General features: G+C 39.4%; 20 protein-coding genes and 1 pseudogene. 18 read left to right on the top strand and 3 right to left on the bottom strand.

The genetic code is table 11. The features are described 5' to 3' along the window. Positions 1 to 14 precede the first annotated feature (14 nt). From hfq to MKZ05_RS08555, 7 genes are all read left to right on the top strand, one after another. Entirely contained in the window at positions 15 to 236 is a 222-nt protein-coding gene (gene hfq, locus MKZ05_RS08525) for an RNA chaperone Hfq (RefSeq protein ID WP_003211269.1), read from the top strand. Positions 237 to 397: 161 nt separating this feature from the next. After that, positions 398 to 730: a YmzC family protein gene (locus MKZ05_RS08530; protein ID WP_106035495.1), complete on the top strand. Its 333-nt coding sequence runs from the start codon at positions 398 to 400 to the stop codon at positions 728 to 730. Between the two features lie 79 nt (positions 731 to 809). After that, the gene (locus tag MKZ05_RS08535; RefSeq protein ID WP_339162176.1) at positions 810 to 1,022 is read left to right on the top strand and encodes a hypothetical protein; all 213 of its coding nucleotides are present in this window, start codon (positions 810 to 812) and stop codon (positions 1,020 to 1,022) included. A gap of 265 nt (positions 1,023 to 1,287) precedes the next feature. After that, on the top strand, positions 1,288 to 1,680 hold the full coding sequence (gene nrdI, locus MKZ05_RS08540) for a class Ib ribonucleoside-diphosphate reductase assembly flavoprotein NrdI (RefSeq protein WP_008360380.1): 393 nt from the start codon (positions 1,288 to 1,290) through the stop codon (positions 1,678 to 1,680). Further along, entirely contained in the window at positions 1,640 to 3,742 is a 2,103-nt protein-coding gene (gene nrdE / locus MKZ05_RS08545) for a class 1b ribonucleoside-diphosphate reductase subunit alpha (RefSeq protein ID WP_003212060.1), read from the top strand. Before nrdI ends, nrdE begins: the two co-directional genes overlap by 41 nt. Before the next feature lie 17 nt (positions 3,743 to 3,759). After that, positions 3,760 to 4,740: a class 1b ribonucleoside-diphosphate reductase subunit beta gene (nrdF, locus tag MKZ05_RS08550; RefSeq protein ID WP_003212452.1), complete on the top strand. Its 981-nt coding sequence runs from the start codon at positions 3,760 to 3,762 to the stop codon at positions 4,738 to 4,740. Between the two features lie 84 nt (positions 4,741 to 4,824). After that, entirely contained in the window at positions 4,825 to 5,442 is a 618-nt protein-coding gene (locus tag MKZ05_RS08555; protein ID WP_310426725.1) for a hypothetical protein, read from the top strand. Between the two features lie 66 nt (positions 5,443 to 5,508). On the opposite strand, the gene MKZ05_RS08560 is transcribed toward MKZ05_RS08555, so the two are convergent. Beyond that, on the bottom strand, positions 5,509 to 6,267 hold the full coding sequence (locus tag MKZ05_RS08560) for an N-acetylmuramoyl-L-alanine amidase (protein WP_003211781.1): 759 nt from the start codon (positions 6,265 to 6,267) through the stop codon (positions 5,509 to 5,511). A gap of 320 nt (positions 6,268 to 6,587) precedes the next feature. Here MKZ05_RS08560 and spoVK point away from each other — a divergent pair, with 320 nt between their 5' ends. The 9 genes from spoVK to MKZ05_RS08605 all read left to right on the top strand — a co-directional run bounded on the left by spoVK (position 6,588) and on the right by MKZ05_RS08605 (position 16,343). Beyond that, on the top strand, positions 6,588 to 7,547 hold the full coding sequence (gene spoVK / locus MKZ05_RS08565; protein WP_003211912.1) for a stage V sporulation protein K: 960 nt from the start codon (positions 6,588 to 6,590) through the stop codon (positions 7,545 to 7,547). Positions 7,548 to 7,668: 121 nt separating this feature from the next. Continuing rightward, on the top strand, positions 7,669 to 8,931 hold the full coding sequence (gene hflX, locus MKZ05_RS08570) for a GTPase HflX (RefSeq protein ID WP_339162182.1): 1,263 nt from the start codon (positions 7,669 to 7,671) through the stop codon (positions 8,929 to 8,931). An 18-nt stretch (positions 8,932 to 8,949) separates the two neighbouring features. Continuing rightward, positions 8,950 to 10,230 (top strand): aminotransferase class I/II-fold pyridoxal phosphate-dependent enzyme, encoded by a 1,281-nt coding sequence (locus MKZ05_RS08575; RefSeq protein WP_339162185.1) that lies wholly within the window; start codon positions 8,950 to 8,952, stop codon positions 10,228 to 10,230. Between the two features lie 91 nt (positions 10,231 to 10,321). Continuing rightward, the gene (locus MKZ05_RS08580; protein ID WP_050944935.1) at positions 10,322 to 10,732 is read left to right on the top strand and encodes a MerR family transcriptional regulator; all 411 of its coding nucleotides are present in this window, start codon (positions 10,322 to 10,324) and stop codon (positions 10,730 to 10,732) included. Between the two features lie 59 nt (positions 10,733 to 10,791). Continuing rightward, positions 10,792 to 12,126 carry a type I glutamate--ammonia ligase gene (gene glnA, locus MKZ05_RS08585; RefSeq protein WP_003211015.1) on the top strand — a complete coding sequence of 445 codons (1,335 nt, stop codon included), beginning with the start codon at positions 10,792 to 10,794 and terminating at the stop codon, positions 12,124 to 12,126. 453 nt (positions 12,127 to 12,579) lie between these two features. Further along, positions 12,580 to 13,671: a Rap family tetratricopeptide repeat protein gene (locus tag MKZ05_RS08590; protein WP_310426708.1), complete on the top strand. Its 1,092-nt coding sequence runs from the start codon at positions 12,580 to 12,582 to the stop codon at positions 13,669 to 13,671. Between the two features lie 2 nt (positions 13,672 to 13,673). Continuing rightward, the gene (locus MKZ05_RS08595; protein ID WP_257736826.1) at positions 13,674 to 13,808 is read left to right on the top strand and encodes a hypothetical protein; all 135 of its coding nucleotides are present in this window, start codon (positions 13,674 to 13,676) and stop codon (positions 13,806 to 13,808) included. A gap of 126 nt (positions 13,809 to 13,934) precedes the next feature. Beyond that, positions 13,935 to 15,860: a T7SS effector LXG polymorphic toxin gene (locus MKZ05_RS08600; protein WP_339162195.1), complete on the top strand. Its 1,926-nt coding sequence runs from the start codon at positions 13,935 to 13,937 to the stop codon at positions 15,858 to 15,860. Positions 15,861 to 15,866: 6 nt separating this feature from the next. Continuing rightward, positions 15,867 to 16,343, top strand: a complete 477-nt coding sequence (locus tag MKZ05_RS08605) for an immunity protein YezG family protein (RefSeq protein WP_253622587.1) — start codon at positions 15,867 to 15,869, stop codon at positions 16,341 to 16,343. Positions 16,344 to 16,420: 77 nt separating this feature from the next. On the opposite strand, the pseudogene MKZ05_RS08610 reads toward MKZ05_RS08605, so the two are convergent. After that, positions 16,421 to 16,869: pseudogene (locus MKZ05_RS08610) on the bottom strand (macro domain-containing protein). A gap of 207 nt (positions 16,870 to 17,076) precedes the next feature. Between MKZ05_RS08610 and MKZ05_RS08615 the strand changes: the two are divergent. After that, positions 17,077 to 17,619, top strand: coding sequence for a GNAT family N-acetyltransferase (locus MKZ05_RS08615; protein ID WP_339162196.1), 543 nt, complete (start codon positions 17,077 to 17,079; stop codon positions 17,617 to 17,619). Positions 17,620 to 17,758: 139 nt separating this feature from the next. Next, a complete protein-coding gene (locus MKZ05_RS08620) occupies positions 17,759 to 18,340 on the top strand; it encodes an undecaprenyl-diphosphatase (RefSeq protein ID WP_253622584.1) in 582 nt (193 codons plus the stop codon). A gap of 52 nt (positions 18,341 to 18,392) precedes the next feature. Here the strand turns inward: MKZ05_RS08620 and MKZ05_RS08625 are convergent, their stop codons facing one another. Further along, complete coding sequence (locus MKZ05_RS08625; protein ID WP_284906580.1) at positions 18,393 to 18,764, bottom strand: iron chaperone; 372 nt, start codon at positions 18,762 to 18,764, stop codon at positions 18,393 to 18,395. Positions 18,765 to 19,101 lie beyond the last annotated feature (337 nt).

Raw genomic sequence — 19,101 nt, forward strand, 5'->3', positions numbered from 1 at the left:
AAGGAGGACGAAACATGAAACCGATTAATATTCAGGACCAATTTTTGAATCAAATTCGTAAAGACAATACATTTGTTACAGTATTCTTACTGAATGGCTTTCAGCTTCGCGGTCAAGTGAAAGGCTTTGACAATTTCACGGTGCTGCTTGAAACAGAAGGGAAGCAGCAGCTTATTTATAAACACGCCATTTCTACATTTGCACCTCAAAAGAATGTAAATCTAGAATTAGAATAGGATATGTTCGACCTAATAGCCCCATGCATCTGCGAATAAACCGGCCGGAACCCGCTACGTTTTTTGTCAGTGCAGAGGGGCTATTTTGCATGCCATGAAACTTTTCTGCCTATTCTGCGTATAATCCCTTATTGGATATGAAGAAAGGTGAGGGAAGCGATATGGAAAATGCAGAGCTTGAATTAAGAAGGATTAGAGTGATCCTTCTACTAGTTGGGATTGTTGTCTTATTTGGATCATGCGCCATTTCAAACATTGAATCAAGACAGGAAAGCTGGCATAACTATTCTAATCAAGATGATCATGGACATATAGATGGCCTATTACAATCAGCTGTTGCACTAAAAAATAATCACTTTGCTGTTGTGAAAGATGATGAAGTACATGTGTACCGGTTTGATGAAAAAGAGGGAGAACTGACCCTTATTAAAACAAAATACATAGATGAGTGGGACGAAGATTATGATGATGATGACGATTCTGTAGAAGAGTAAGCACGTAAATTTACAAATGAATGTGAAGTCGCTACACTATAATCATGCATCAGACATCTAGACAGAAAAGGATGAGTTCATGACACACAAAATTAAAATTAATCATTGGGAACAAACTTGTGAAGACGACTCCTGTTTTGAATATGGAACAAGCGTTTCTATAAATGGGAAAGAATTAGTCAGAGAAGCTTCAATCGTCGCTGCGCTTGAAGCGGTGCTAAAAGAATTAGGTGTTGAAGTGGAAATTACAGAAGTGTCAGAAGATTTACAGTGCGATGCCTACAAAAAATAAAACAAAAAGTCTAGTCTACTAAGCGATTTTTTTTCGTGTTATGATAGATTTCGGTTTCAGTTGAATAGAGAGTAGAGCAGTCTATTTTTAGATCCTGTTCTGCTCTATTTATTTGAACGTACGAGTTCGGCTATGAATGTTCGGCCGGGTTGGTTGATTTTTTTCGTTTCGAACATCTATATGTTGTGTTTTGAAAAAACATAGTATACTATATATAGTGAATAACGAAATGATCAACAATACTAAAAACTAGGTCGTGATGGAATTGATTCAAATCGTATTTGATTCAAAAACAGGAAATGTTCAACGCTTTTTGGACAAGACCCCTTTTACAGACAAACGAAAATTGACTGGAGAAGAGTTTTTGGATACGCCGTTTATTCTCGTCACCTTTACGACAGGATTTGGACAAGTCCCTAGTACTACTCAATCCTTTTTAGAGAAAAATGCTCACCTTTTACTAGGTGTAGCGGTGAGTGGAAACAAAGTATGGGGAGATAATTTTGCCAAAAGCGCCGATACGATTTCTAAACAATATCAAGTTCCTATTTTGCACACCTTTGAACTAAGCGGAACAAAAAGGGATGTTGAATTGTTTACACAGGAGGTAGAAAGAATTGTCACAAAATCAGGTTCCAAAGTGGATACAATTAAATAACGAGATTATGATTCAAAAAGAAGGAAAGTTTCAGTTCGATAAGGACAAAGAAGCTGTACATAGTTATTTCGTAGATTATATTAATCAAAACACAGTCTTCTTTCACAACTTAGAAGAGAAGATTGATTACTTAATAGAAAACGACTACTATGAGGAAGAATTTTTAAGACAATACAGCATGGCAGATATTAAAGAGGTATTCGAAGCTGCATATGCGAAGAAATTTAGATTCCCATCATTCATGAGTGCGTTTAAGTTTTACAACGACTATGCACTGAAAACAAATGATAAAAAGAAAATCCTTGAACGCTATGAAGACCGCATTTCAGTTGTAGCGCTTTTCTTTGCGGGCGGAGATAAAGAAAAAGCCCTTGAGTTTGTAGAACTGATGATCAATCAGGAATACCAGCCAAGTACACCAACATTCTTAAACGCTGGACGTAAAAGACGCGGTGAGCTTGTGAGCTGCTTCTTGCTTGAAGTGAATGACTCATTAAACGATATTTCAAGAGCGATTGATATTTCAATGCAGCTTTCAAAATTAGGCGGCGGCGTCAGCTTGAACTTGTCAAAGCTTCGTGCAAAAGGCGAAGCAATTAAAGATGTTGAAAACGCGACAAAAGGTGTCGTCGGCGTGATGAAGCTTCTTGATAATGCATTCAGATATGCAGATCAAATGGGACAAAGACAAGGATCAGGTAGTGCCTACCTTAATATTTTCCACAGAGATATTAATGATTTCTTAGATACAAAAAAAATCTCTGCAGATGAAGATGTGCGTGTGAAAACATTGTCCATCGGTGTCGTCATCCCGGATAAATTTATTGAGCTTGCCAGAGAAGATAAAACAGCTTACACCTTCTATCCGCACACAGTCTATAAAGAATATGGACAGCATCTTGATGAGATGGACATGGAAGAAATGTATGATGAGCTTGTAGAAAACCCGAAAATCAAAAAAGAAAAAGTCAATCCGAGAAAGCTTCTTGAAAAATTGGCTGTTCTTCGCTCAGAATCTGGCTATCCATATATCATGTTCCAAGATAATGTGAATAGAGAGCATGCATTAAACCATATTTCACGAGTGAAATTCTCAAACCTTTGCTCAGAAGTGCTTCAAGCTTCAGAGGTCTCTTCTTACGCGGACTATGATCAAGAAGATGAAATTGGTCTTGATATTTCTTGTAACCTTGGTTCATTAAATATCATGAATGTCATGAAAAACAAATCGATCGAAAAAACGGTCAAACTAGCAACAGACTCACTCACGCTTGTATCTGAAACAACAGATATTCGCAATGCACCGGCTGTTCGAAAAGCGAACAAAGCGATGAAATCAATCGGACTTGGTGCGATGAACCTTCACGGGTATTTGGCTCAAAACCAAATGGCCTATGAAAGTGAAGAAGCAAGAGATTTCGCGAATACGTTCTTTATGATGGTGAACTACTATTCAATTAAACGTTCAAGTGAGCTTGCAAAAGAAAAAGGAGAAACATTCCATCGTTATGAAGGCTCTGGCTACGCAACGGGCGAGTACTTCAATAAATACGTGGAGAATGATTTCACACCAAAAACAGAAAAAGCAGCAGCATTATTTGAAGGCATGCACATTCCAACAAAAGAAGACTGGGCAGCACTCAAAGACTTTGTAGCGGAAAATGGCATGTACCATAGCTACCGCTTATGTATTGCACCAACAGGTTCCATTTCTTATGTGCAATCGGCAACAGCCTCTGTTATGCCAATTATGGAACGTATCGAAGAAAGAACATACGGCAACAGCAAAACGTATTACCCAATGCCAGGTCTTTCAGCGCAAAACTGGTTCTTCTATAAAGAAGCGTACGATATGGATATGTTTAAAGTGGTCGATATGATCGCAACGATTCAGCAGCACGTCGATCAAGGAATCAGCTTTACACTATTCCTGAAAGATACGATGACAACGCGTGACCTAAACCGCATCGATCTGTATGCACACCATAAAGGCATTAAGACACTTTATTATGCAAGAACGAAGGATACAGGGCAGGAAGGCTGTCTTTCTTGTGTTGTTTGATTAAAGGAGAGTTTAACGTGACAAAAATTTATGATGCAGCCAACTGGTCAAAACACGAAGATGATTTTACACAAATGTTTTACAACCAAAATGTGAAGCAGTTCTGGCTTCCTGAAGAGATTTCCTTAAACGGGGACCTCTTAACATGGAAATATCTAGGTGAAAAAGAGCGAGATACGTACATGAAGGTACTTGCTGGATTGACTTTACTTGATACAGAACAAGGAAATACAGGGATGCCGATTGTGGCTGAACATGTAGAAGGCCATCAGCGTAAAGCAGTATTAAACTTTATGGCGATGATGGAAAATGCGGTACATGCGAAATCATACTCAAATATCTTCATGACACTCGCACCAACTGAAACGATCAGTGAAGTGTTTGAATGGGTCAAAAAGAATAAATTCTTGCAAAAGAAAGCAGATATGATTGTCAGTTTATACCGTTCGATTCAAAAGGACGATCCGATTTCCCTCTTTAAAGCAATGGTTGCTTCTGTTTATTTAGAAAGCTTCCTATTTTACAGTGGTTTTTACTACCCGCTTTATTTCTATGGACAAGGAAAGCTCATGCAAAGTGGTGAAATCATCAACTTGATTTTGCGTGATGAAGCGATTCACGGTGTATATGTTGGATTATTAGCACAAGAAATTTACAACAAACAAACACCTGACGTGCAAAAAGAGCTATATGATTTCTCGATTGACCTCTTGAACGAGCTTTATGAAAATGAACTTCATTACACGGAAGATATATATGACCAAGTCAATTTATCGCATGATGTGAAAAAGTTCATTCGTTACAATGCCAATAAAGCGTTAATGAACCTTGGATTTGCCCCTTACTTTGAAGAAGAAGAGATCAATCCAATTGTATTGAACGGACTCAATACAAAAACAAAATCGCATGACTTCTTCTCAATGAAAGGGAACGGCTACAAAAAAGCAACGGTTGAGCCGTTAAAAGATGACGACTTCTTCTTTGGAGATGAATCATAAGTAAGGCGTAAAAGTCAAAACGCATCACTCGTTTTGGCTTTTTGCCATTTCATACAATGCATTACATACTGGAGGTTACCGAACATGGGAAAAATGGATGAAATCATACTAGTTGCACCGCGCACACGCGTGTTCCAAAACGAGACGCTTGTGTTTAATGGTGTGAATAGTGAAGAGAAAACAATTAACACAATTATGAAAGAAATCGAAGAACACTTCAAGCAGATGCGCAGAGGCGATGCGGAAGAAAATCCTGACTTCAAGCAGCCGATTCCTTATGTCGTGATTAAGCGTGAGGACGAAGTGTATGTATATGAAAGGCTTCAAGGCGGGGGAGAGACTCGATTGCATCATAAGTTATCTCTTGGCTTTGGTGGTCACATGAATTTCATCGAAGGCAAAAACTTTGCTGAAATTCTAAAAGAAAATACGGATCGTGAACTAGACGAGGAACTTTCTATTCAAGAAGAAGACAAACTTGAGATGAAAACCCTTGGTTTAATTAATGATGATGACAACAGTGTCGGCCGTGTGCACATTGGACTGTTATCGGCGCTTGAATTATCTCCAGGCGCTCATGTAGAAGTGAAAGAAACAGATCAAATCTCAGGAAAATGGATGAAAGCATCCGATTTGAAAAAGCCTGAATACTTCGATCGACTTGAAACGTGGTCTCAATTTGTCGTGAACATTTTAGCATAAAGGAATCAATCATAAACCGGCTCAGCAGCAGACTTGAGCCGGTTTATTTCGTTATCACAGCTTCAGTTATTGGAAAACGAATGCGTCATGACCGGCCTGCTTCAATCTTGCGACGAGGTCATCCGCATTTTGCTTTGTACGAAAAGCTCCGGCTTGTACTCGGAACATACCGCCCTCTAATACAACGAAGGCGTCAAAGCCTTTTGATTTCAGCGTGGCTGCTAATTCATCTGCATTGGCTTTCACCTTGAAAGCTCCAGCCTGAACTTTATAAAGATTACTAGCTTTTTTTTTCAGCTGAAAGGCTTTCTCTAATCCAGTGGCATGAGCGCGAGCGATGCCTTGAAGGAAGGTTGCGTTGCGGAGCTTATTTGCATCAGCTGTCGTATCGATGAAACCATTCTCTGTTAAAATAGCGGGCATAGAAGTTTCTCGAAGAACGTGGAAGTTCGCTGTTTTCTTGCCGCGGTTGGCAAAATCCACCGAGCGAACAATTTCATCATGAAGGGCATTGCGATACGTGGTGGTTGGTGCTGAAACGCCAGGATACACATAGCTTTCAAAACCTGTGCCCCCGCCTGCATTAACATGAATAGACACGAAATAGTCAGCTCCCCAGCTGTTTGCCGCATTTGTACGCTGGGCCAAAGTAACGGATTGATCAATTGAACGACTTAAGCGGACGGAAACGTCATCATAATCACTAATCAACATATCTCTCAATAAAATCGCGATTTGCAGTGTGATATTTTTCTCCAAAAGTCCATTAGCAGCAGCTCCAGAATCTGTTCCTCCATGGCCAGGATCAATAAAAATTTTCACCATCTATTCATCACCTCGTCTTTATTTTATGAGAAAATAGAAAAATTGCCTGTACAAAATGCGGAAATCATTGAGACTCTTTTCTGCACAATTTGTGATGAGAAAGCTACATTTTTCTAAGAAAAAACAAATTGTTGGTTTGTCCGCCTAAATGGGATGAATACAATGGAAATAGCACATCATTTCCTGGGAAACCGCAGAAATCCCTACAATATTCGGAATCTCGGGTCATTTTGACAGCAAACTTGGGCTTAAGCGGGCGATTGTCACGATTACAGCTCCACCCGAATAGAATAAAGAGAGAAGAGCGAGAGGTGAATACGTTGGAGCGAGCTGTCACATATAAAAACAACGGCCAAATCAATATTATACTTAACGGACAAAAGCAAGTATTGGTTGATGCAGATTCAGAGGCAGAATACCTAGAAGCCTTGCAGAAAAATGAGGCAAAACACAGCATCTTACGGGAAATAGAGCGTGAAATGAACAGCCTTGTCGGTATGGATGAAATGAAACGAAACATAAAAGAGATTTATGCTTGGATCTTTGTCAATCAAAAAAGGCAGGAACAAGGGTTAAAGGTAGGTAAACAAGCGCTTCATATGATGTTCAAAGGGAATCCGGGCACAGGGAAAACAACGGTTGCAAGACTTGTCGGGAAGCTTTTCTTTGAAATGAATGTCCTCTCAAAAGGTCACTTAATTGAAGCGGAACGCGGAGATCTAGTCGGCGAGTACATCGGTCATACTGCTCAAAAAACAAGGGATTTAATTAAAAAATCACTAGGCGGCATTTTGTTCATCGACGAAGCCTATTCTCTTGCCCGCGGAGGCGAAAAGGATTTTGGGAAAGAAGCGATTGATACCCTAGTCAAACATATGGAGGACAAACAGCACGAATTCATTCTCATTCTTGCTGGCTACTCCAAGGAAATGGATCATTTTCTATCATTAAACCCCGGCCTGCAATCGAGATTTCCAATCAATATCAGCTTTCCTGATTATACCGTCGATCAGCTCATGGACATTGCCAAACGGATGATGGCTGACAGAGAATATATATTTACTCAAGAAGCTGAATGGAAGCTACGAGATTACTTAATGCACATTAAAAGCACCACGAGTCCTGCGAAATTCAGCAACGGCCGTTTTGTGCGAAACACGATTGAAAAGGCCATTCGAACCCAAGCGATGAGACTCCTGCTCGTGGATCATTATGATAAAAAAGATTTGCTCACGATTAAAAGTCACGATCTCCAAATGAAAGAGGATACGCCTACTTAAAATGGCGTATCCTTTTTATAAAGAGATACTAAAATAAACCATCCGAATAGTGGTATACGTGTGGTGTGTTTGGTATGATGGTACTACTGAAAACTTAAGTACAGAAAGGAAACAACTGACGTTGAATGAACATGAAATGACAGAAAAAGCGATCCTTGTCGGCTGTCAATTGCCGCATGTCACGGATGAACGCTTTCAATACTCAATGGAAGAATTAGCTTCCTTAACCAAAACGGCTGGCGGTGAAGCTGTCAGCGTAATGACGCAGAAGAGAAATAGACAAGACAGCGCAACATATATCGGTAAAGGGAAAGTAGAAGAGCTTGAAGTGCTTTGCGAGGAATTCGAATGTGATGTCATTATTTTTAATGATGAACTGTCTCCAAGTCAGCTAAAAGCTTTGGCAACTGCCTTAGATGTGAAAATTATCGATCGGACACAATTGATTTTAGACATCTTTGCAAAAAGAGCCCGGACAAGAGAGGGGAAGCTGCAAATAGAGCTTGCCCAGCTTCAGTATGCCTTGCCGAGACTAAGCGGACAAGGGATCAGCCTCTCAAGGCAAGGCGGAGGAATTGGCGCAAGAGGTCCAGGTGAAACAAAACTTGAAACAGATAGACGCCATATTCGAAACCGTATTCATGAAATTAACGGGCAATTATCTACAGTCAAAGAACACCGGACAAGATACCGGGAGCGCCGGAAGAAAAATGGTGTGTTCCAAATTGCCATTGTTGGGTATACGAATGCCGGAAAATCTACTTTGTTTAACCAATTAACAGATGCAGATAGTCATGAAGAAGATCTGCTGTTTGCGACACTTGATCCAATGACACGTAAGATGACATTAGCATCTGGCTATAGTGTGCTGATTTCAGACACCGTTGGTTTTATCCAAGATCTCCCAACAACACTCATTGCGGCATTTCGTTCCACTCTTGAAGAAGTGAAGGAAGCCGATTATTTGCTTCATGTCATTGATGCTTCTAATGAGGATTACGAAGGTCACGAACGGACGGTTCATGAGTTATTAGAAGAACTAGAAGCAGACCGTATACCGATGCTGACGGTTTATAACAAAGAAGATCAAATCAGACCGGATTTCATCCCATCTTCAAAGCATCGTCATCTGTTAATCAGTGCGAGACGCGAAGAAGATGTAAAGCGATTAAAAGCGGATATTATGGCAGAACTGAAACAAAACTTTTTAAAGCCATATCATGTGAAGATTCCAGCGTATGAAGGAAAGCTCATCTCCGCATTAAAATCAGAAACGCTCGTGGAATCGCTAGAATTTCAAAAAGAAGCAGAACTTTATGACATCACCGGGTTTAGCGGTGAGGAGCAGACCATATTAGGTCAAATCAAGAAGTATATGTTGTAAGAAAGGAATTAAATCAAGATGTTTCATACATTAAAACATGGCAGTATTTTAGAAAAAGTAGCAGCAGAAACAGAACAAGACATTTTACACATGCATCAGCAAATTGATCAAAAGAGCGAACAAAATGAGTGGCGGGTGCTTGAAAGCTACCGAAAGCATAGAGTCAGTGACTCTCACTTTAATCCAACAACTGGATACGGCTACGATGATATGGGAAGAGACACGCTAGAAAAAATTTATGCGGACGTCTTCGGGGGAGAAAGCGGCCTTGTGCGTCCGCAGATCATTTCCGGCACACATGCCATTTCCATTGCGTTATTTGGTGTGCTGAGACCTGGCGATGAATTGATCTATATGACGGGAAAACCATACGATACGCTAGAAGAAATTGTAGGGATTCGCGGCAAAGAAGGGACAGGCTCATTAAAAGACTTCCAGATTGATTACAAGGCCATTGATTTAAGGCAAGATGGATCCGTCGATTATGACAAAGTAAAAGAGTCGATCTCCTCTAAAACAAAAATGATCGGCATTCAGCGTTCAAAAGGCTATGCTTCAAGACCTTCCTTTACAATAGAAGAAATCGAGCAAATGATTTCATTTGTAAAAGAGATCAATGAAGAAATCATTGTGTTTGTGGACAACTGTTATGGTGAATTTACTGGATTACAAGAGCCATGTCATGTGGGAGCGGATCTTATGGCGGGTTCCCTTATTAAAAACCCAGGCGGCGGGCTTGCCAAAACAGGCGGCTACATCGTTGGAAAAGAAAAATTGGTAGAAGCTTGCTCATATCGAATGACATCACCGGGCATCGGCAGTGAAGCGGGTGCCTCGCTTTATGCGCTTCAGGAAATGTATCAAGGATTTTTCTTAGCACCGCATGTTGTGGCGCAAAGTTTAAAGGGTGCAGTGTTCACGGCTCGTTTTCTTGAGAAGCTCGGGTTCCAAACGAACCCGGCGTGGAATGCGAAAAGAACGGATTTAATTCAATCCGTCGAATTTGGTGATCCTAACAAAATGATTGCATTCTGTCAGGCGATTCAATATGCATCTCCGATCAACAGTCACGTCACACCGCATGCAAGCTATATGCCGGGTTACGAGGATGATGTCATTATGGCAGCGGGCACCTTCGTCCAAGGAGCTAGTATCGAATTGTCAGCCGATGGACCGATCAGACCGCCTTATACAGCCTACGTTCAAGGCGGACTCACGTATGCCCATGTGAAAAATGCGATTTGCAGTGCTGTAGATGCCTTAATGGAACAAGGTTTTATCGACATACCTGCTCGATAAAAAAATTCATGTTAATATTCCTAACATAATGTTGACACATAATATAACATGACATATAATAAATTTAAGCAAAGAGGAGGAGACAGTTGAGATGAGTGATAACATTCGCCGCTCAATGCCTTTATTCCCAATTGGGATTGTCATGCAGCTAACAGAATTATCTGCAAGGCAAATTCGCTATTATGAGGAAAATGGTTTAGTATTTCCAGCAAGAAGTGATGGGAATCGCCGATTATTTTCTTTCCATGATGTTGATAAATTACTAGAAATTAAAAACCTCATCGAACAAGGTGTAAACATGGCAGGAATCAAAAAACTTTTTGCCAAAGCTGAGGCAGAACATCCAGCGTCTGATGCAAAGACCGAGGAGAAATCCACAGCGAAGCACAACTTGACAGATGATGAACTCAGGAAGCTACTGAAGAAGGAACTCATTCAGGCTGGACGTTTCCAACAAGGAACGACCTTTAGGCAGGGGGATATGTCAAGGTTCTTCCGTTAACCAATTAGCAAAAGCATTGCTATACAATTTTACCTTTTGTAGGGGAGGAGTTTTACGAAATGGCAAAATACACAAGAGAAGATATCGTAAAATTAGTAAATGAGGAAAATGTAAAGTACATCCGTCTGCAATTTACAGACATTCTCGGAACGATTAAAAATGTTGAAATTCCTGTGAGCCAGTTAGAAAAAGCTCTCGATAACAAATGTATGTTTGACGGTTCATCTATTGAAGGTTTCGTACGTATTGAAGAATCAGATATGTATCTATACCCAGATCTCAACACATTTGTTATATTCCCTTGGACAGCAGAAAAAGGTAAAGTTGCACGCTTTATTTGTGACATTTACAAGCCAGACGGGACGCCATTTGATGGAGACCCACGTAACAACTTAAAGCGTGTCTTAAAGGAAATGGAAGACCTAGGATTTAGTGATTTCAACCTTGGACCTGAGCCAGAATTCTTCTTATTTAAATTAGATGAAAAAGGCGAGCCAACGCTTGAATTAAACGATAAAGGTGGATACTTTGACCTTGCACCAACAGATCTAGGCGAAAACTGCCGCCGTGATATCGTGCTTGAGCTTGAAGAAATGGGCTTTGAAATTGAAGCGTCTCACCATGAAGTAGCACCTGGACAGCATGAAATTGACTTCAAATATGCAGGCGCCATCCGTTCTTGTGATGACATTCAAACGTTCAAACTCGTTGTCAAAACGATCGCGAGAAAGCATGGTCTTCATGCGACATTCATGCCAAAACCATTGTTTGGTGTAAACGGATCTGGTATGCACTGTAACCTATCATTATTCAAAAATGGCAAAAACGCATTCTTTGATGAAAAAGCAGATTTACAATTAAGCGAGACGGCTAGACACTTTATCGCAGGTATCGTCAAGCATGCAACTAGCTTTACAGCGGTCACAAACCCAACGGTGAACTCTTACAAGCGTCTTGTACCTGGTTATGAAGCACCTTGCTACGTGGCATGGAGTGCACAAAACCGTAGCCCATTAATCCGTATCCCTGCATCACGCGGCATCAGCACACGTGTAGAAGTGCGCAGCGTAGACCCATCTGCAAACCCATACCTTGCACTAAGCGTATTACTTGCAGCAGGTCTTGACGGGATCAAAAACAAACTAGACGCACCAGCACCAATTGACAGAAACATCTATGTCATGGACAAAGAAGAGCGCCTTGAAAACGGCATCGCTGACCTGCCTGCAACACTTGCAGAAGCACTTGAGCTGCTGAAATCAAACGAAGTCATGGTCAACGCACTAGGCGATCACTTATTCGAGCACTTCATCGAATCAAAAGAAATCGAATGGGATATGTTTAGAACCCAAGTACACCCATGGGAACGCGATCAGTATATGTCTCAGTATTAATCAAGAAACCCCTTGGAGCCATTGGCTTCAGGGGGTTTTTATTTTGGTCAAATTATATTCAAAAAAGAAGAAAAAGAGGTGTAAATCTAGATTTACAAAGAGAATTAGTGTTCCGGAAGAAAATGTTTTAAAGTTGTTTCTACGCCATCAACTTCAATATCACTTCTAAGCAATTCTTCATGTTTTAAGCATCAACTTGCGCTTCTTTTTTGTACTAAATCCATCTTTAGAAAGCTCTGTTACTTCTTGTGTTACAGTATACTTATGTTTAACTCTTTACCGCCATGTCGCTTCTAGTTTAATGCACTCTCATAAAACATACCTATTATAGATTTAGTATTTTTGCATTTTGCGGGATACCGAAAACTTTTAAAATGACCACCTTGACTTTACATATGTTGTAAATATCGTGTTAAAATTATACAAAGGAAATGAGAGCAAGGGGGTAATGGGATGTCGGGTTTGATTTCCTCTGTAGATGTAGCAAACACTCTCAACAAATGGTATTTACATATTAAAAAGAGGGAAGTTTCACAAGCAGTAGAGTTGAGGGATGAGATTCAAGAGATGTTAGGCGAAATGGAAGAAAATCAAGATGTTTTACTCTATTTCAATATTCTTGATTATAGATTTAAGGTACTTATGGAAGATTTAGTGGGGCAGCCAACAATAACAGAAAGCGAAAGAGTCAAAACAGATGACATGTTAAGGTTTTACTTTTATCTTTTCAAAGGTATGTACGAGAGTGCAAGGAATAATTATTCAGAAGCTCTAGTCCTATTTAGAGTAGCTGAGAGACAATTGGATAAGGTACATGATGAAATTGAAAAGGCTGAGTTCCATTATAAAATTGGCACACTCTACTATTTCAATAAGGTCACGCTCCTTTCTCACCATCATCTACAAACAGCAAAAGATATCTATAAAGGTCATGAAGGCTACAGCATACAGACCATAAACTGTAATATGTTGTTGGCACTGAATTTGATTGATGATGGTAGACTAGACAAAGCTGAAAAAATGCTTTTGGAGTGTGTTGATAGACTAATTGAGAAGGATGATAAGAGATTGTTAGCGTTGGCTTATTATGATTTAGGATTTCTCAAAATTCAGGATGACCACCATATAGAAGCCATTGAATATTTTAACAAAGCAATTTTCGCAGATGATCTAAAACAGTCAGCCCCTGTTTCATACTTACAATGTGCGTATGAATTTGCAAGATCAAGCTATAAATCAAATCAATTGGATCAGGCAATAAGTTGGGTTGCTGAGGGGAAATCCTTTTCTAAAGAACAGCAAAACACAAACTTTATTTTGAAATTCAATATCCTTGAGAAATGTTATACAACACCACGGGAAAGCTATGAGGATATCAAGAAAGGGCTATGTTTTTTGGAAGAAAGAAAAGCATATGTTGATATAGAGGCTCTAGCTCCTGATGTTGCATCCATTTATAAGAAGTTAAATCTTTATGAAGAAAGTAACTACTTCTTGGAATTGGCTTTAAAATCTTGTACGCTTATAGGAAAGGAGGTCATATGATCATGAAAAAAATAATGATGATGATTACTACTGCTTTGCTATTAGGTACAATTCTTGGAATGCCTGTTGGACAACAAACTCAAGCTGATGCTAAAAATGAGGTAGTGTTACTTTTCTCTAGAGGTGCAGGTTCATAAAAGCGATAGGGTTTTAATCCACCACTACGGAGGATAATTGGTTAAAAAACGATAAAATGGATTAAAGTGTCAGACTCCTTATGGTATTCTAGTAAAAGAATATTCCATAAAAGGAGTCTTTTTTATATGAAAATATTAGATGCTCCATCTTTACTATCAGCTGTCGAACAGAGGTCAAAGGCCTATCATGAGCTTCAAGAAGAGATGAAACTTGTGAAAAAAGCATTAAAAGGTGTATCGGGATTAGGTGATGAGTTTACTGGAAAAGGTGCAGATAATATCAAAGCTTTTTATAATGATCTTGCACTATACGCAGACACTTATCTTGATTTTATCGATATGCAAAAAGCTTTTTTAGATGGAGTGAAAGGAAAGCTGGATGATGAATCATTAGGCGGGAGTACATTTATTGATGAGCACTTCCTAGATGCTCAATTGAAGCAAGGCATTCAGAATAATAAAGATATGGTCAAGGAACAAAAAGAAGCTCTTTCCACTATTTTTGACGATATCAGTGATTTAATTGAATTACACACATTTTCAAGTAAAGAGGTCAATGAACATTTAGACGATGCGAACAAAAAAAGAAAAGAGACAATTGATGCTTTACATAAAATAGATCATGAGCTAAAAACAGAATACGCAAAGTCAGAAGAGATTGAGAATCACCTCAAAACTTTTTATACAAAAATGATGGCTGCTACAGGAAAAGGTAAGAACGCTCAGCCCATGTATTATGATGCAAAAGCATTTCATGAGACAGATGTGTACAAGAATCATGATAAAATCGATGCACAGGTGAAAGCATATTTAAAAGTGAAAAAAGAAGAAAAAGAGAAACGAAGAATTAAAGAATTGAAAGAAAAGCTCAATGATCCCTCGTGTATATCAGAAGCGAAATACTTTGAGATTGTAGACGAAATTGGATATGAAAATCTTTCTTACGATCAAAAAATGTATTACAGCCAGCTGCTCCAAATCAAAGCGCAGGAAGAAGCATCAGAGGTATTCGTTGATAGTGTAAAAGGTGCTGCAGTTGGTCTATATGATGTGGCCAAAGATACAGTAGTTGGCATTTACGATCTTGTAACAGACCCTGGTGGTGCCGTAGAATCAGTCATTACGGCTGTTTCTCATCCAATTGAAACATCGAAAGCGATTGGAAAATCGATTTCAGACTCATTCCAAAAAGAAGTCATAGATGGTGATGCGTATTCTCGTTCACACTGGTTCGCCTATGCGACTGGTTCACTAGCAGAAATCGTCTTTGGTTCCAAAGGGGCAGGAGCCATCACAAAAACAGGGACAACCGCGGCCAAAACTACAGTGAAGAAAGGGCTTGAACAAGGAGCAAAATCATTAGACAGAGTCTCTATTCCGAATCTATTGCCGTACTCACCAAAGTTTCAAATGGCTGGTGGACCGAAGCTTCCGTACAATGTATTTGACGGCGAAAATCTCAAAAATAAACTCCTCTCCATGGCAAAGCGTCTCGACAATAATTCAGGCTACGGAATCTCTAAGACAGGCAGACGATTACCAGCACCTAAATCACCACCGGCTGTTGTCAGTTACGGAGATCACTATGTGAGATGGAAACGTAAAAAAGTATTAAAACCAAATGTCGTTTATTCAACAAAGCAAGGCTACACCTACACAACCGATCACTACGGACGTATTGTCAAAGTTGAAGCAAGTGATTTAAAATACGGAGAGGTCAAAAGAAACCAATACGCCCAATCTAATTCAGGCAAGCCAGATCGATTACTGGATGATGATGGTGGTCATTTAATTGCGTCAATTTTTAAAGGTTCAGGTGATATTGATAACCTGCTTCCGATGAATTCACAGATTAATCGTAGTGGCGGGAAATGGTACACTATGGAGCAACGGTGGTTGAAAGCTTTAAATTCAAACCCACCTAAACAAGTAGCAGTGAGCATTGAACCTATCTATAATGGAGATTCATTACGACCTGTTAGTTTCTCTGTGGAGTATAAAATTGGAGAACGTTATTCTCAAGCATTTATTAAGAATCAACCTGGAGGTTAAAACTCAATGGAAGAATTAGAAATAAACTATAAAAAAATAGCAGAATCAATTAATGAATTAATACCATGTGATTGGGATAAAGTTTGGATGTATGCAGAAATACTTGATGATTCGGCTGAGATAGTGTTTTATTTTAATGAGCAAAATGAAAAAGAATATGTAAATGGACATCAAATTCCTCATAAATATAATGTAAGTAAGTCAACATACATCCACTTATTATACGAACTTAGTGAAATTTTTGAAGAGTTGAAAAAGACATATATACAAAATGATTTAGGTGCTTGGACAACAGCTACTCTCCAATTAGATGTTTCAGGGAAATTCACTATTGATTTTGGATACGAAGATGTTTATTCTTTAGGAATTGACAATATACAGAGAATAGCAGTTTGGGAATATGAAACCTTTGGATTTCTCCCTGAAGATGAGGAAGATAAAGAAGCTGTATTAAATTATTTAAAAAATAAAGACGACAACTAACACGCATTACCCTCCTAATCAAGGAGGGTTTTTATGTGCCTGTATTTGATATTTCATATCATAAAAAACTCATTCCATTATTTAAACCGATAAACCGTCACTTCACACCCACCCAATACCTCTTCAATCATGCCTTCCACAATCGCCCAATCGCCGCCAGCCAGTCCGCAGCCGATCCCGTAGGGAATGGCGATGGAAGTATGGTTTTTCGTTTCATTTGAATGGGTTACTGTGTCTTTTAGGCTTTGCAAGCAGCTGCGTAAGGCATCGTAGTCCGTTTGCATTATCCGGTTTGAGCAAATAAGTTGGCAATTGTTTTTCCGTCATTAGTTGTGATGAGTTGAACGGAGCTTAACAAGTCATCTCCTTGTTCTGTACATAATTCTTTATACTCTTTGTACACATTAGGGTATTTGCTTTTGATTTGTTTGGCTAATCCAGCGCCCATGACCCCTTTACAGTTCACCTGGTGACAGATGATGTCTTCACTTGCCTCTAAAATGTTGCCATCCACTGTTTTGATCATATCGTGTAACCCCTTTTTCATAAAATAGAAACATAAGTTCTATTTTATCAGTTTTGACCAAATGATTTAATAGCAAAATGCTTTTTATGAGTTTCGTTTATTTGAAGACACTTCAGAATAACTTGATTGTCAAAGCTGGTGCATGTCATCTAAAATATGAAAAGACTAGAAAACACGAAATAAAGCAAAAACAGTGAGGAGTCATTTATGAATCAATTAGAAACGAATCGTTTAATGCTTAGACCGTTTTGCGATGAAGATGCAGCAGGGATGCTTGAGTACTTGTCTAATCCAAGAGTAAATTGTTTTCTCGCCGATCGAATTTCTTCATTAGAAGAAGCTTTGGCTATAGTGAAAAAGAGAAAAGAAGACCATTCATATGTAGCGGTTTGTTTAAAAGAAAACCAACAGATTATCGGTGAGTTGTTTCATTTAAAAGAGGATCCTGATACGTATTCAATCGGCTGGAATTTCAATGAAGCATATGAAGGAAAGGGATATGCACGAGAGAGCGCTGTGGCGCTTTTGTCCTATTTATTTGTAGAAAAGGCAGCAAGGCGGCTTTATGCCTATGTAGAAGATGATAATGTCCGTTCGCAGGCATTATGTGAGCGATTAGGCATGCGGAGAGAAGGCCTTTTTCTTGAGTTTATTTCATTTACTACATATGAGGATGGCACCCCTAAATATGAAAACACGTACCAATATGCTTTACTAAAAAAGGAATGGAAGCAGCGTCACTCTCTATAGAGCAGTAAGTAAATGATGTCAGTGACAGCAAAGTGACAAACATGTCATATGGTTCCATGGTTTGTTCGTTCAATCGATGGAAGAGTCATCTTATTTCAATTATCCTTATCATAAATCGAGGAAAAAGGAATGAAATGAGATGAAGCGATATAATGAAGATTTATTTAGGTGGGTGAATCAGCTCAGTATCGATCATGGTTATTTGAATCCGATATTCATTGGACTAGCTGAATATACTGTGCTGTTAGCAGCGCTCACGTGTCTGTTCATATGGTTTCAAAATCGAAGTGAAACCAATAGGGGGATGGTGGTATCTGCTGGACTTACTTTCATATTGGCAGAGTTAATTGGGAAAATTGCAGGATTTTTTTATTCCAACCAGCAGCCCTTTGCCGAAATGAGTCATGTCAATCTTTTGATTCAAAAGGAAGTGAATAACTCTTTTCCGAGTGATCATACCATCTTTATTTTTTCTGTATGTCTGATCTTTTGGCTTTTTCACAAACGCCATGTTTATTGGCTGATCATAGCGTGCGCCGTTGGTTTTTCTAGGATATGGGTAGGTGTCCATTATCCTTTTGATGTCTTAGCAGGGGCTGTTATAGCGTGTTTAATAGCGGTTGCAGTTGTCTATTTACCGATATGTCAAAGGAGCGTGAATGCCATCTTGTCATGTTATGAGTGGCTTGAGCAGAACGTTGTAAGAAAGAGAACAAAATAACATGTTGCAGCAAAATGCCCCGATCTAATAATGGCTCAGATCGGGGTACTTTTTATTTTCGCCAAAACGTTGTACAATCCGCTTTGTCTTCGATATTAAATTCGATGATTTTCTTTAGGAGAGGATAATCAACTGGCAAGCTTTCCTTCATGCGAAACATCTTTTTTCCATGATCGTAACCAGCTTGTACAATGTCAGCTGAAAAGTGATCAATTCCTTTTCCTTCTGGTGCGACAGAAATGTGATGTTTTGCCACGCTAAACCCAATAATAAATGTGCCATGGTCTGTGAACATGGGCTGATTCCAAGCAATTTTTGGTTCTAATTGAGGGAATGTGTCTAAAATCCATTGTAAAATGTCTTGCGTGCGCTGCTTCAGCTCTGGGTTACCAATGTTGCTTACATACTCTTCAAACACATGCATGATATTTTATCCTCCCATTCCATCTACCTCATAAGCCTCAGACGGGATTCGAACCCGCACTCCTTTCGTAAGCATAGGCTAGGGGCAACACGCTTCCCTACGGAATTTCACCGACAGGAATTTCACCTGTCTCAGCTCGTGTGCTTTTCGGTGCTTCTGAAACCCTTGCCTTGCGACCCGCCAGCTACAATTTGTTTTACGGCGCTCTTCCCTTCTAGAGCTACTGAGGCGCGGAAGTTATTGATCATATTATATAAAGAAACTGGATAAATGAAAAGCTGTGCTGATAATTAGTTTACTGATCTATAGGCGAATCGCACAAAATAGTCAAAGGCAC

It is taken from the genome of Bacillus sp. FSL M8-0277 (assembly GCF_037975305.1).
GTDB lineage: Bacteria > Bacillota > Bacilli > Bacillales > Bacillaceae > Bacillus > Bacillus pumilus.